This window comes from Paenibacillus agaridevorans (assembly GCF_018604145.1).
Lineage (GTDB): Bacteria > Bacillota > Bacilli > Paenibacillales > Paenibacillaceae > Pristimantibacillus > Pristimantibacillus agaridevorans.
The window spans coordinates 3,736,011-3,749,234 of sequence record NZ_CP075889.1; the positions used below are offsets into that span (position 1 = coordinate 3,736,011).

Consider the following 13,224-nt stretch of genomic DNA (forward strand, 5'->3'; position numbering starts at 1 on the left):
CCGAACACCTGTACACATTTTAGCATATTTCCGGGCAAATTTGCGTTATTATTGTCGCGGATGTCCTTTACAATCATTCGAAGTTTTGGGTATACTATTATCAGTATGTAGTCATAAGCGGAGTCTTACGACGATAAGTGGGACGTGCAGCTTTGAAGGGGGACGTTACGGATGGAAAATGTCAGAGATCCGCGCGAGCATGTAAATGAAGAACCGCGTGACGATTTGATGGATGTCGTGTTTGGATTCGGCGGTATGCTTGGTTTCATGGTCGTTGTTTTCGCCGTTGCCGTTATTGTGAAATTCGTCATTTCCTAATTTCGGATGACGTCATGGGGAGCCGTAACTGCCTTAATCAGGCGGCTACGGCTCTTGTCGTTACTTTCCCTATTTTGGTTTAAGGAGGCTTAAAGCTGCCCTATGAGAACCACAGATGAGATGATACAGATCTTCGTCGACTTTGCCAGCAACGACTCCCGCATTCGGCTGGCCGTACTGGAAGGATCCCGAACAAACGTCAACATCACGCCGGACGATTACCAGGATTACGACATCTCTTATTTCGTAACGGACATGGATGCTTACAAATCCAGCGATGACTGGCTGGATGCTTTCGGCAAGCGCTCCATGATGCAAAAGCCGGAAGCCATGGAGCTGTTTCCCTCCGAGCTTGGCACATGGTTTTCCTACATCATACTGATGGAAGATGGCAACAAAGTAGACCTGACGCTAATACCCGTAAACGAAGCAGATCGTTATTTTGAGGAATGCGACGGGTTAGTGGAAATCCTGCTTGACAAGGATGGGATTAGTCCGCCGGGTCTAGCCGCAACCGACCGGCAATATTGGCTTCGCCAGCCGACGGCGAGGGAGTTTGACGACTGCTGCAATGAATTTTGGATGGTATCGACCTATGTGGCGAAGGGACTTGCTAGAGGAGAATTGCTGTTCGCGATCGACCATCTGAACGAGGTCGCCCGTCCCAACCTGCTAAGGATGATGTCATGGGAAATCGGCGCGGAGCACGGTTACGGATTCAGCGTGGGGAAAAACTACAAGTTCATCGACCGTTATCTTCCGAACGAACATTGGCTTATTCTGTTATCGACTTATCGGCTGGATGATGCGGAGAGCGTGCGACGTTCCTTGCATAGCTGTTTCGACCTGTTCCGGTCATATTCCGCGACGCTGTCCAGGCGATTCGGCTACCCTTACCCGAATTACGACGAAGTCGTAAGTACATATGTGGAGCGAATCTTGCAAAGCCGCTAACGAATAAACACGCCTCCGGGGAGGCGTGTTTCCTAGCTTGCGCTATGTTATTGAACGGCTCTTAACGTTTCGCCGGGCTTGCCGGATTTGCCGCGCATTCTGTTTCCCGAAGCCAGCTGATCCTGGCCCCCGGCTTCCGCGGCGGTTCCCCTTGAAGCCGGAGCGTCGTACCTCTTCCTCTCCGTACGGTCGATCTGAACGATTTTTCCGTCATGGACCGTAATAACCACCTGACCGTATTCGAGACCGTTCACCTGCTCCAAGATTCTTTCTTGCCATACCTCATCCACTTCAAGCGGCTTTGCCATTACAATCCCCTCCATCATTGATTTTCCTGCCATGGTTTGAGCGTTAACATTCAACTTAATGGTTGCCGGCATGCGATGCCCCCGACTTCCACTCGACAATTCCTTTCACGATCAGCGTAATGACGGCAAGCATCACGAGCAGCGATGCGACCGCGAACGACGCGGAGAATTGATATTCGTTGTACAGAATCTCCACATGCAGCGGCAGCGTGTTCGTCTGTCCCCGGATATGTCCCGATACGACGGAGACGGCTCCGAACTCTCCCATTGCCCTGGCATTACATAGGATAATGCCATAGATCAAACCCCACTTGATATTCGGCAACGTCACCCGCCAAAAGATGGAGCCTCCCTTCGCGCCCAGGCTTGCCGCCGCCTCTTCCTGCTGAACTCCCTGGGCCTGCATAAGCGGTATTAGCTCTCTAGCGACGAAAGGCACAGTCACGAAAATGGTGGCAAGCACGATGCCCGGTACAGCGAATACGATCTGTATACCGCGATCATCGAGCCATGGACCGAAATAACCCTGCGCTCCGAACATAAGCACGTAGATTAGGCCGGCAATAACGGGGGACACCGCGAACGGCAGATCGATCAGAGTAATCAAGAAGTTTTTCCCCTTGAACTGGAACTTGCTGATCGCCCAAGCCGCGGCAACGCCGAACACCGTATTCAGAGGTACCGCTATGGCGGCTACGATAAGCGTCAGCTTAAGCGCCGAAAGCGTATCGGGCTCCGTCAGTCCTTTGAAATACAAGTCCGCGCCTTTTCTAAAACCTTCCACGAAGACGGATACGAGCGGCAGCAGGACGACGAGTCCCAAAAATAGCAGCGCGATCGCGATTAGAATCCACTGCACATATTTGGGTTCTGTTATGTGTTTCGGCCTTTGGGCCGTTTCTTTGTTTCCATAGACGGTTATGGCGCCAGCCATCCGAATCAGCTCCTTTGCATCCTATTTCATAATGATGGTCGGGCTATAACTGCAATCAAGCATGCAGCTTAATCCGGTATGGCGCGTCTGCTCATCCGCCATTGCAGCAGGTTGATGATAAGCAGCAGGATAAAGGATACGGTCAGCATAACCGCCGCGATGGCGGTAGCGCCCGCGTAGTCGTAATGCTCCAGCTTGGTCATGATAAGAAGCGGAGCAATCTCCGTCCTCATCGGCATATTGCCGGATATGAAGACGACCGAGCCGTATTCGCCGATTCCCCTCGCGAAGGCAAGTGCGAATCCGGTCAGGAGCGCCGGCATAAGCTCAGGCAGCACGACTTTAAAGAACGTGCGCCGTCTATAAGCGCCCAGCATAACCGCCGCTTCTTCCGTTTCCTTCTCCAGGTCCTGGAGCACCGGCTGAACCGTCCGGACGACGAACGGCAAGCCGATGAACACAAGCGCGATAATGATGCCTAGCTGAGTGTACGCGACTTTGATGCCCAGCGGCTCAAGCAGCGAACCTACCCAACCCGTTTTCGCGTAAATCGTTGTGAGCGCGATGCCCGCTACCGCCGTCGGCAGAGCGAAAGGAATATCGACGAGACTGTCGATGAACCTTTTGCCCGGGAACGGATACCTCACGAGCACCCATGCGACCAGAAGGCCGAACACCGCGTTGATCAATCCCGCCCACAGCGCCGTCGTGAAGCTGATTCGATACGACGCCAGAACCCTTGGATTCGTAATCGTGCTCCACAGTTCGGCCCAGGAGAGCTCGAACGTCTTGAAGAACACCGCCGCAAGCGGGATAAGAACGATAAGACTAATGTAGAAGAGCGTGAAGCCCAGCGACAGTCCGAACCCCGGAAGCGCCCTGCGGGCCTTGGAACCTTTCATGAGAAATCAGCTCCGATCCTATGAGAGAGAACGTTCATGCCTTAAGAACCTGGCGTATAAATTTGGTCGAAGATGCCGTCGTCCGAGAAGTGTTTCGTCTGCGCTTCCTGCCAGCCTCCGAAATCGGCGATCGTCAGCAGCTCAAGGCTTGGAAATTGCTCGCTAAACTCCTTCGCAATCTCCGGATTTGTCGGACGGTAGTAGTTTTTGCCCGCCAGCTTCTGCCCCTCATCCGAATACAGGTATTGCAGATAAGCTTCCGCCACTTCTCTTGTGCCGTGGTTGTCTACGACTTTATCGACGATCGCTACAGGAGGTTCCGCAAGAATGCTGAGCGAAGGGTATACGATGTCGAATTTGTCCGGCCCCAACTCGTTGATCGACAGATACGCTTCATTCTCCCATGCCAGCAGCACGTCGCCGATTCCGCGTTCTACGAAAGTTGTTGTCGAACCGCGAGCGCCGGTATCCAGAACAGGCACGTTTTTGAACAGATCCGATACGAATTGTTTTGCTGCCGCTTCATCGTTATTGTTCTGTTTCAGCGCATAACCCCAGGCTGCGAGGTAGTTCCAGCGCGCGCCGCCGGATGTCTTGGGGTTCGGCGTAATAACTTCGACGCCCTCCTTAATCAGGTCGCCCCACTCTTTGATGCCTTTCGGATTGCCTTTGCGAACGAGGAATACGATCGTCGACGTGTACGGCGAGCTGTTGAGATCGAATTGCTTCTGCCAATCTTCGTCCAATAATTTTCCTTCTTCTACGATCGCATCAATGTCGTAGCCCAGCGCCAGCGTCACAACGTCCGCTTTCAAACCGTCGATGACCGCTCTTGCTTGTTTGCCGGAACCGCCATGCGATTGATCGATTTCGACCTTTTGATTTTTTTCGGCCAGCCAATGCGCCGCGAATGCTTTGTTGTATTCCACATAGAATTCACGAGTCGGATCATAGGATACGTTCAATAATTTAACCGGAGGAAGAGGTTCTTTGCTTGCTTCCGGTGCTGCGGCCGAACCGTCCGAAGGCGCGTTCGTAGGCGATGGGCTCGCTCCGCCGTTACCGTTGTTTTGTGCGCCGCATGCGGCAAGTAAAGTGGAAATGACCAAGATAAGGACGATAGAACTGACGCGCGAAAATTTGTTTTTCATAGACGAACACCCCTATTCATTTAGTTTGCGTAGGGAAGTGTAAACTCCGGTTCGTCCGGTCATTTATCCATTATTCCTACCCGTTTAGTTGGTTATGAAAGAATATTACCAGCCGTCTCCGTACACTGTCAACCATTTATTTGCAAAGAAAACAAGGATCATAAGATATTCTTATAAACCCGAAATCCCTTGATATATAAGGATTTGAATCGCTTACATAGCAATTTCATACTTTCTTCCAATATGAGAAAATGTGCAAACATGTCCCTTTCGACGATTATCCCTCATTAAACGAACCGGGAAAAATAAAACGTCAGGACAGATCATCCTGGCGGTTCTTTTTTGGGCTGGAGTCATAAAGAAACAATGGCGCTGCTTGTTCTTCCTCTCCAATAAGGGGAAAAACTCCCTCTACTTGTCCCGTTCCCCGCCCTTGCATGCTCTTTAGAGGGAAATCCTCCCTCTATTTCTGGTCCGATCGCTGTTTTCGAGTCGAACCACCCTGATTATAGGGAGGTTTTCCTCTAAAAAGGAGCCGATATTCCGATTTCTCCAGATTATAGGGATTTTTTCCCTCTATTTTCCGATGCGATTTACAATGGTCACTTGGGATGAGCGACCTTAAACTTTGTTAACCCATAAAGTCTCTGAAGTTCTGTTGTCGCAATCGCGCACGTATGTACGCCGTAGCGGACAGCGACTGAACTTTCGCTCCACCCAGAAATTAAAAAAAAAACGCGAGCTACTTGCGCCCGCGTTTGTTCTCTCCCGTCACCATGACCACTTCCACATAAGGACGAACGCGATCCATCAGCCGTTGTCCCTTGTGAAGCTCATCTCCGTCCTTGCTCGTGAAGCTGAAATGCCGCTCCAAAGCGTCCAAATCATAGTTAGACGTATAGAAGGTCGGCTTCCGTTCCATCCGGTAATTTAATATCGCGCCTAACACATGATCGCGCACCCATGGATTCAAATTCTCCGCGCCAATGTCGTCGAAGATAAGCAGATCGGTCTCCTTCATCATCTCCACCGTTTCCTTCAGCTTGCCCGGCTCATGCATTAAAGCCTTCAAGTCCTCCACGAAATCCGGCATGTAGACGATAACGCCGGAATACCCCGCTTTCGCAAGCTCCTGCAGCAGGTAACACATCAGGAATGTCTTGCCGGTGCCGAACCGTCCGGCGAGATACAACCCCTGCTCCTGCAGGCCGCTCTCCTTTGTCCGGTCGATATAATGCAGAACCTGGCCGACCGCCTTGGCGCGCTCCAGATCCGTCGTCAGAATTTCATCGGATGAGTAGCCTCTCCGCAGCGCCGAATCATCTACGTAGAAGCTGCGAATCCGGCTGCGAATAGCATCCTCTGTTTGGCGGGCCAAATATTTTTTGCAGGATACCTTGCGGTCGTAAAGCTGAGTAAGCCCGTTCACAGTCTCCGAGCTAAGGAGCGTGTAATGACCCTCGTAGTCGTTCGGACACCTGTCGAGTCCCGGGCAGTTCGAGCAATTCCGGTATTCCGTCACGTATTGGTAGACGCGGTTCAGGTTCAGCCGGAGAACATCCTCGTTCAGATCGGGATACTTGTCCAGCAGCTTGCCGATGAGCGGCTCGCGCATCAGCTCCGCCAGTTTGCGCTCCGCTTGCTCCGTCAAGGATTGACCCGCCGGCCACGACTTCAACAATTCGCCTAACGATTCCATCTTCCTCTCCCCCTTCGTGTCGCCCGTTCAACAAACAACAAGCTGTCAATCAACCTTTGCCGTCCAGCTTGCGAGCCAGCTTGCGCAGCTCCTCCAGCTCCGCGGCCGATACGGACGACTTCTCCGCCTCTCCCACGATAGGAATAGACGGCTTGCGCGAGATGCCGGGTCTTCCGGAACCTCCGCGATTGCCGGCAGCCCTTCCGCCTCCGTAACTCCCGCCCGAACCAGCGCTTGCTTCCTTGCGTTTCTCCTTGTCCTGCTCCAGTTGGGCCTGCAAGCGCACGTACTGAACGGCCTTTTCGAAGGAATCCACGCCCTTCATCAGCATATTGGACGCGACATGATCGAGAAACGCCTTCGTAATCCGGCTGTCGTCCGTTCCACCGATAACATAATGGATAAGGACATTAATGACGGGCTCCGCCAGCCGATAATTCAGATCGATTCGCTCCATCACTTGCTCCAGCCAGCCGGGAATGGCTCCGGGGAAGAATCGGCGGATAAAGCGGGTATGCGGCTCGTTGCGCATCAGCATATTGTACTGCTGGATATCGCAGCGGCCCGCAAGCGCGTTCGGCACGGGCAAATAATCCTGCTCCGCCACCGCCACTTCCTCCGCCTCTTCTTCCACCTGCTCAGGCTCCGCGAACACCTTCGTCTTGGCCAGCACGCGCTGGCGGTCATCCTCGCGCTTCCGATCCTGGCGGTACATACTGCTCGCCTTGAGCTGCAGCTCGTCCACGTTCAGCTTGCCTGCGGCGTCGAAAACGCCGGATTCATCCAGCAGACGGCATATATTTACGACAGTCAGCGCATACTTGTAGGCAACATAGTTCACTTGTGACATGCCATCCGCATCTCCGCGAAGCCGCTCCACGTAGGCGCGATTGCCCGAAGAGCGGGGGAAGTGGAGAATAAGCTCGCCATAAGGTATGCCTGCCGTGGCAGTCGGGTCCGACCTAACCGCCTGTCGCGTAGGCGCCACCTCCGTCAGCGCTTGTTCCAGCTCCGTATCGAACGATTGCATATTCAGCTTGAACAGCTCGTAGAAAGGCACCGATATATTTTCCTTTGTTAACTCCGCGCCGGCCAGCTCGTCGGGTTCGTTCGCTCCGAACGACTCTCTGAGCTCGATAACGGCATATTTGCCGATTTTGTCCCTTAGCAGCATCGCGAGATGCATATTCCGGAAAAATTCGATCGGCGACAACGGCTGCTCCAGCTCGTATTCGTAGACAACCTCCGCCAACTCGGAGCCGCCTAGCCTGGATGTCTGAAGCAAGCCGACCGCTTCCAGCTTGGACGTCTGTTCGACCACGAACTTGCGGCTCTGCTCGTTCATCTCGAGACCGAGTCCAAGAAACAGTCTCCGCTGAGGCTCCAGGCGGGAGTAACCGGTTCGGTCCTCTGGAACGCCGTGATACAGTTGTCTATACAAGGCGATTGCGAAGGCGCCGACCATAGGTTGATAGATGAGAGACAACATTTTGTCATCTGTGCTGCTGAGCGTGAATCCGCGAAATATGTAATAGCGATGATGTTCCGTAAATTGCAATATATTCTGGATGCGCATTGCATCGACTCCATCCCTTGCGTACTACCTATCATTCTAGCATAAATGTCGATTCTTAGGACGGCTTTGAAAAATAGAAAAATCCCCCGGATGAGGGATTTTGTCGTCAAAACATTTTGTAGCCGCCTTTGCGCAGGGCCCGAATCGCCCAGCCGCTTACATAAGCGCCAATGAGCGCTCCCGTTATTGGAATATAATAGACAAGCGTGTAAGTGCCGATGTTGGCAAACGTCGGATTGTCCGCATCCGGCCACGGAGCCCAGATCGCAAGTCCGATCAGGACGACGACAAAAAGTCCGATTGGAAACCACGTCGTTTTGAGAAGCATATTCAGAATAAATCCGATGCCGAACATCATAACGAAAAACAGCACCGTCGCGATAATAATTTGGATGGCTTCGATCATTGCCTTACGACCCCTTTCAATCATTCTATCTAATTCTAATGAATGCTAAATATGAAGTCAATTGGCGCCCGCCAAATGTCACAAGTCCGTCATTTGCTCGCATGCCGCGGGTTACGTTACAATAGGGGCAACCAAATACAAGCAATCCGAGAGGAGCAATACGCAAGATGAGCGAAGCCGCACAAACATTAGAGGGCTGGTACGCCCTTCATGACTTTCGCAGCGTCGACTGGACCGCATGGCGCCTCGCGACGGAACAAGAACGAGCCACGGCGCTGGACGAGCTGCAAGGATTCCTCGCGCAATGGGCGGAGGTCGAAGCTCAGAAGAACGGCAGCACGGCTGTTTATTCCATCGTCGGCCAGAAGGCGGACTTTATGATCATGCATCTTCGCGAGACGCTGGAGGAGTTGAACGAGCTCGAGACGGCTTTCAATAAAACAACGTTCGCAAGCTTCACCTATCCCGTTCACTCTTATGTGAGCATCGTGGAGCTTAGCAATTATATGGCTCAGCCGGGCAGCGATCCTCTGGAGAATCCGGAAATCGTCGCTCGCCTTAAGCCGATCCTTCCAAAGTGGAAACATATCTGCTTCTATCCGATGAACAAACGCCGCGATGGCAATGATAACTGGTATATGCTCAGCATGGACGACCGCAAGACGATGATGCGCAGCCACGGCATGATCGGCCGCAAATACGCGGGCAAAGTAAAGCAGATCATTACGGGCTCCGTCGGTTTCGACAACTGGGAGTGGGGCGTCACTCTATTCTCGGACGACGCGCTGCAATTCAAGAAACTTATCTATGAAATGCGCTTCGACGAAGTTAGCGCGCGATTCGCCGATTTCGGAGACTTCTACGTGGGCAACTTTCTGGATAACGAGAAATTCGCTCATTTGTTGAAGATCTAGGCTTCACTTGTCCTTCAATTGAAGTGGTCCAAAAAAACGACAGTCCGACTACCGTCAGACTGTCGTTTTTGTCGTTCCGGGCGGCGTCGAGGTAGACTCCCGGACGACCAGCGTCGCGGGCAGGGATACACGCTGCCGCGGCGTCCCCGGATTATCGATCAGCCGGAGCATCATGGAGGCCGCTTCCCGGCCGATGGCTTCCGGCTGCTGTACGACACAGCTCGGCGGGATGCGGAACCACTCCGAATTTTCGAAGTCGTCGAAGAACAGGATCGAAAGTCCCTCCGGTATGTTCCTCCCCGCTCTCTCCGCAGCCTTAATGACCCGCAGTCCGATGTCGTTGTTGCATGCGAACACGGCTGTAATACGGGGCTGCTCCTTCAGCAAACGCTCCATCTTCTCCTCATCGAAGGGTTCGACGATCAGACTCCGGTCCACGGGGATCAGATGCTCCGACAACGCCTTCTCGTAACCCGTCAACCGATCCTCCAGACTGGTAGTGCCTTCAACGGGAGAGGAAACGAAAGCGACGGACCGATGCCCTAGCTCCAGCAAATACTTAACGGCCTCGTAGGAGCTCTGCACGTTGTCCGTGCACACGCAATTCGTCTCAACCCCGCGCAGATAACGGTCGATAATGACGACCGGGAACGGGGATAACGCCATCCGAAGGATGTCCTCGTTATAGGCTTCCCCCACCGCGGGATAGACGATGACACCGCTGACGCCGAGCTCCGAGGCTTCGGCCAGCAGCTCCTTCTCTTTCTCCGGGGAATCATCCGTGCTGCTGAACATCAGCTTGCAGCCCGCTCCGTCCAAGGTACGCTCGACCCCTCTTAGAATGCTGCTCGTAAACAAGTTGTTTACTCTCGGCATGAGCAGCCAAACGAAGGATTTGCGATGCTGCAGTCTCTCGGATGCATAAAGCCGGGGTTTGCCGTTCTCGGAAACGAAGGAGCCTTTGCCTTGAATCCGATAGACGACTCCTTCTTCGACAAGCCCGTCAAGCGCCTTTTTGATCGTGATGCGGCTGACCCCGAATTTCTCGGCAAGCTCGTTCTCGGAGGGCAGCTTCTCCTCCCCGCTCCATGTCCCGCCCTCGATTCCATCCAGTAGATATTCCCGAATCTGCGCATACATCGGCATGCTTTTGCCATTTCTGCTCATGGTCTCTCCCCTTTACATTACAAGTATACAAGTGAATGTAACATGCATCAACATTTTTATTTACAATGACGTCTTTATGAACTAATATAAAGCTTAAGTTGTCATACATTCAACATTCATTAAGTTGTATACTTGTATATTAAGGGGCGTGAAATCATGAAAAAGCAAATTCATATTATTTCGCATACGCACTGGGACCGGGAATGGTACATGTCGTACGAAAAGCATCACTTGAAGCTTATCAGGCTGATGGACAGCTTGCTGGAGCTTCTGGACCGCGATCCCGAGTTCAAGAGCTTCCATCTCGACGGGCAAACGATCATCATGGACGATTACTTGCAAGTCAGGCCAGAGCTTCGCGACAAGGTCGAGCATTATATTCGGGAAGGCCGGCTCATTCAAGGCCCTTGGTACATTTTGCAGGACGAGTTCCTGACGAGCAGCGAAGCGAACGTGCGGAATCTTCTGATCGGGCATAGAGATGCGGCAACGTACGGCCCCGTGTCCAAAATCGGCTATTTTCCGGATTCCTTCGGCAATATGGGCCAGGCTCCCCAGCTTCTGCTGCAGGCCGGCATCGACAACGCCGTCTTCGGTCGCGGGGTAAAGCCGACCGGCTCTAACAATTCCGTCGGCGAAGCCGCTTATGAGTCGCCTTTCTCCGAAATGTACTGGGAATCGCCGGACGGCTCGCGGGTGCTCGGCATCCTGTTCGCGAACTGGTATCATAACGGCATGGAAATTCCGGTGGAACCGGAAGAAGCGGCTCCGTATTGGGAAAGCCGCATTCGGAATGTGGAGCAATATGCGTCCACGCCCCATCTGCTGTTTATGAACGGCTGCGATCATCAGCCGGTTCAGATGGATTTGGCCGCTGCGCTGAGGACAGCCAGGGATCTTAATAAAGAATACGACTTTATTCATTCGAATTTTAACGATTACATCGAATCTGTCCGGGTAACGGCCCCCGACACTCTGGCTACCGTGCGCGGAGAGCTTCGGAGCCAGCAGACGGACGGCTGGGGAACGCTGGTCAATACCGCTTCCGCCCGCGTGTATATCAAACAAGCCAATCAGCACTGCCAAGCTTTGCTGGAGAAAGCCGTCGAACCTTTAGCCGTGATGGCCCAATCCGTCGGCGCTCTATACCCCCATCATTTGCTCACCTACAATTGGAAGACGCTCATGCAGAACCATCCGCATGATAGCATCTGCGGCTGCAGCGTGGACGAGGTGCATGACGAGATGATGGCCCGGTTCGCCAAAAGCCGTCATATGTCCGAAGGTCTTGCGGAAGAAAGCGCGATGGCCGTCGCCGGCGCCATCGATACATCGGCGTTCGCGAACGAAGAGGATGCCGTTCCATTCGTCGTCTTTAACACCTCCGGCTGGAAGCGATCCGGCCTTGTCAGCGTCGAGCTCGAGCTGTTGAGGGAGGCGCTGTACGAGCCGTCGCCGGCGGAGATCGCAAAGCGTCTGGAAACCGTTCGACTCCCTCTCGGCTCCGTAATAGACGCAAGCGGCAACGCGATGGACGCGAGCATCGAGGACCTTGGCGTCCGTTTCGGCTACGAATTGCCGGAGAATCGTTTCCGCCAGCCTTATATGGCGCGTTGTTTCCGCATTACATTGGAGGCAAAGGATATCCCCGCTCTTGGCTACGGCACCTTTGCATGGATCAAGGAGGAACGGCAGCCAAGCGCTTACGCGAAGGTCTCCGTAGCTTCCGAACCGGCGGCGAACACGATGGACAACGAACATTTGAAGATCACGATCCAGGAGGACGGCACTTTCGAGCTGCTCGACAAAGAGACCGGGAAAGTATACCGGGATCTGGGCATATTCGAGAACGTCGGGGATATCGGTAACGAATATATTTTCAGGCAGCCTCACAACGATATCCCTCTGACGACCAAAGGGCTGCGGGCGGATATCGTAAAACTGGAGCATTCTTCCTTGCGTACCGTATACGAAATCGTGCATCGCTGGGCGATTCCGGCCGGCGCCGACGACTTGCTGTCCCGTGAGACGGCGACGATGGTTCCGATTCAGGAACGCCAGGCGCAACGTACTGACGCGAAAGTCCCGCTTGTTATCGCGACGAAGCTGACGCTGGACAAAGGCGCCAAAGGGCTGTCCATCCAGGTCAGCTATAACAACCAGGCGCGCGACCATCGCCTGCGCATGTTGTTCCCGACCGATCTGACGTCCGAGGTGCATCACGCGGATTCCATCTACGAAACGGCCATGCGCGACAACGAACCTTCGGCGATATGGAGCAATCCGAGCAATTGCCAGCATAACCAAGCCTTCGTCGCAATCGACGAGCCGGAGGCAGGGCTCGCGGTTGCCCACAAAGGGTTAAACGAATACGAGCTGCTGCGGGACGGCCGCAACACGATTGCCATGACGCTGCTTCGCTCGGTTGGCGAGCTTGGCGACTGGGGCGTCTTCCCGACACCGGGCGCGCAATGTCTGGGCGAACAACGCGCGGAGCTGCTGCTGGTTCCTTATGCAGGTGAAAAGAACCGGCATGCCGCCGCCATTGAAGCCGCTATGCTCCATACACCGTGGACGGTGCGGCAAGCTGCAGTGCAATCCGGCCGACTCCCGGCCGAGCACTCCTGGCTGAACTGGTCGGGCGAGACGTTGGTGCTGACCGCCTTCAAAGCCAACGAAGAGCGCGGCGATACGATCGCCCGATGGTACAATCCAACGCTTCAACCGCAGACGCTCGTTATCCAGGCTGCCGATGCCGAGGCCTGGTACCGGAGCAACGTCCTGGAGGAGCGACAAGAAGGACTCGATGCCGTTGATGGCATCATTACGGTCCCTGTCAAACCCGCCGAGATTTTGACGTTGGGCTTCAAGGCGACGACGAAGTAGCGACTGTAC

The 13,224-nt window shown here is 53.7% G+C and carries 12 protein-coding genes; 4 read left to right on the forward strand and 8 right to left on the reverse strand.

The window, feature by feature from the left end; all coding sequences use genetic code 11:
* Positions 1 to 171 precede the first annotated feature (171 nt).
* Complete coding sequence (locus tag KJW29_RS15840; RefSeq protein ID WP_087572379.1) at positions 172 to 318, forward strand: YqzM family protein; 147 nt, start codon at positions 172 to 174, stop codon at positions 316 to 318.
* A gap of 102 nt (positions 319 to 420) precedes the next feature.
* Positions 421 to 1,272, forward strand: coding sequence for an aminoglycoside 6-adenylyltransferase (gene ant(6) / locus KJW29_RS15845; RefSeq protein WP_214630509.1), 852 nt, complete (start codon positions 421 to 423; stop codon positions 1,270 to 1,272).
* Between the two features lie 47 nt (positions 1,273 to 1,319).
* Here ant(6) and KJW29_RS15850 read toward each other — a convergent pair whose 3' ends face one another.
* From KJW29_RS15850 to KJW29_RS15880, 7 genes are all read right to left on the reverse strand, one after another.
* Positions 1,320 to 1,580 carry a YezD family protein gene (locus tag KJW29_RS15850; protein WP_214630510.1) on the reverse strand — a complete coding sequence of 87 codons (261 nt, stop codon included), beginning with the start codon at positions 1,578 to 1,580 and terminating at the stop codon, positions 1,320 to 1,322.
* A 55-nt stretch (positions 1,581 to 1,635) separates the two neighbouring features.
* A complete protein-coding gene (cysW, locus tag KJW29_RS15855) occupies positions 1,636 to 2,514 on the reverse strand; it encodes a sulfate ABC transporter permease subunit CysW (RefSeq protein WP_087572376.1) in 879 nt (292 codons plus the stop codon).
* A gap of 68 nt (positions 2,515 to 2,582) precedes the next feature.
* Complete coding sequence (cysT, locus tag KJW29_RS15860; RefSeq protein ID WP_214630511.1) at positions 2,583 to 3,416, reverse strand: sulfate ABC transporter permease subunit CysT; 834 nt, start codon at positions 3,414 to 3,416, stop codon at positions 2,583 to 2,585.
* 41 nt (positions 3,417 to 3,457) lie between these two features.
* Positions 3,458 to 4,567 carry a sulfate ABC transporter substrate-binding protein gene (locus tag KJW29_RS15865; protein ID WP_214630512.1) on the reverse strand — a complete coding sequence of 370 codons (1,110 nt, stop codon included), beginning with the start codon at positions 4,565 to 4,567 and terminating at the stop codon, positions 3,458 to 3,460.
* A gap of 742 nt (positions 4,568 to 5,309) precedes the next feature.
* On the reverse strand, positions 5,310 to 6,266 hold the full coding sequence (dnaI, locus tag KJW29_RS15870) for a primosomal protein DnaI (protein WP_214630513.1): 957 nt from the start codon (positions 6,264 to 6,266) through the stop codon (positions 5,310 to 5,312).
* Between the two features lie 49 nt (positions 6,267 to 6,315).
* The gene (locus KJW29_RS15875; protein WP_214630514.1) at positions 6,316 to 7,842 is read right to left on the reverse strand and encodes a replication initiation and membrane attachment family protein; all 1,527 of its coding nucleotides are present in this window, start codon (positions 7,840 to 7,842) and stop codon (positions 6,316 to 6,318) included.
* A 106-nt stretch (positions 7,843 to 7,948) separates the two neighbouring features.
* The gene (locus KJW29_RS15880) at positions 7,949 to 8,248 is read right to left on the reverse strand and encodes a YuiB family protein (protein WP_087572365.1); all 300 of its coding nucleotides are present in this window, start codon (positions 8,246 to 8,248) and stop codon (positions 7,949 to 7,951) included.
* 167 nt (positions 8,249 to 8,415) lie between these two features.
* Here KJW29_RS15880 and hemQ point away from each other — a divergent pair, with 167 nt between their 5' ends.
* A complete protein-coding gene (gene hemQ, locus KJW29_RS15885; protein WP_214630515.1) occupies positions 8,416 to 9,162 on the forward strand; it encodes a hydrogen peroxide-dependent heme synthase in 747 nt (248 codons plus the stop codon).
* A gap of 54 nt (positions 9,163 to 9,216) precedes the next feature.
* Here the strand turns inward: hemQ and KJW29_RS15890 are convergent, their stop codons facing one another.
* On the reverse strand, positions 9,217 to 10,329 hold the full coding sequence (locus tag KJW29_RS15890) for a GntR family transcriptional regulator (protein WP_214630516.1): 1,113 nt from the start codon (positions 10,327 to 10,329) through the stop codon (positions 9,217 to 9,219).
* A gap of 156 nt (positions 10,330 to 10,485) precedes the next feature.
* Between KJW29_RS15890 and KJW29_RS15895 the strand changes: the two genes are divergently transcribed.
* A complete protein-coding gene (locus tag KJW29_RS15895) occupies positions 10,486 to 13,215 on the forward strand; it encodes an alpha-mannosidase (RefSeq protein WP_214630517.1) in 2,730 nt (909 codons plus the stop codon).
* The last annotated feature ends 9 nt before the right edge of the window (positions 13,216 to 13,224 follow it).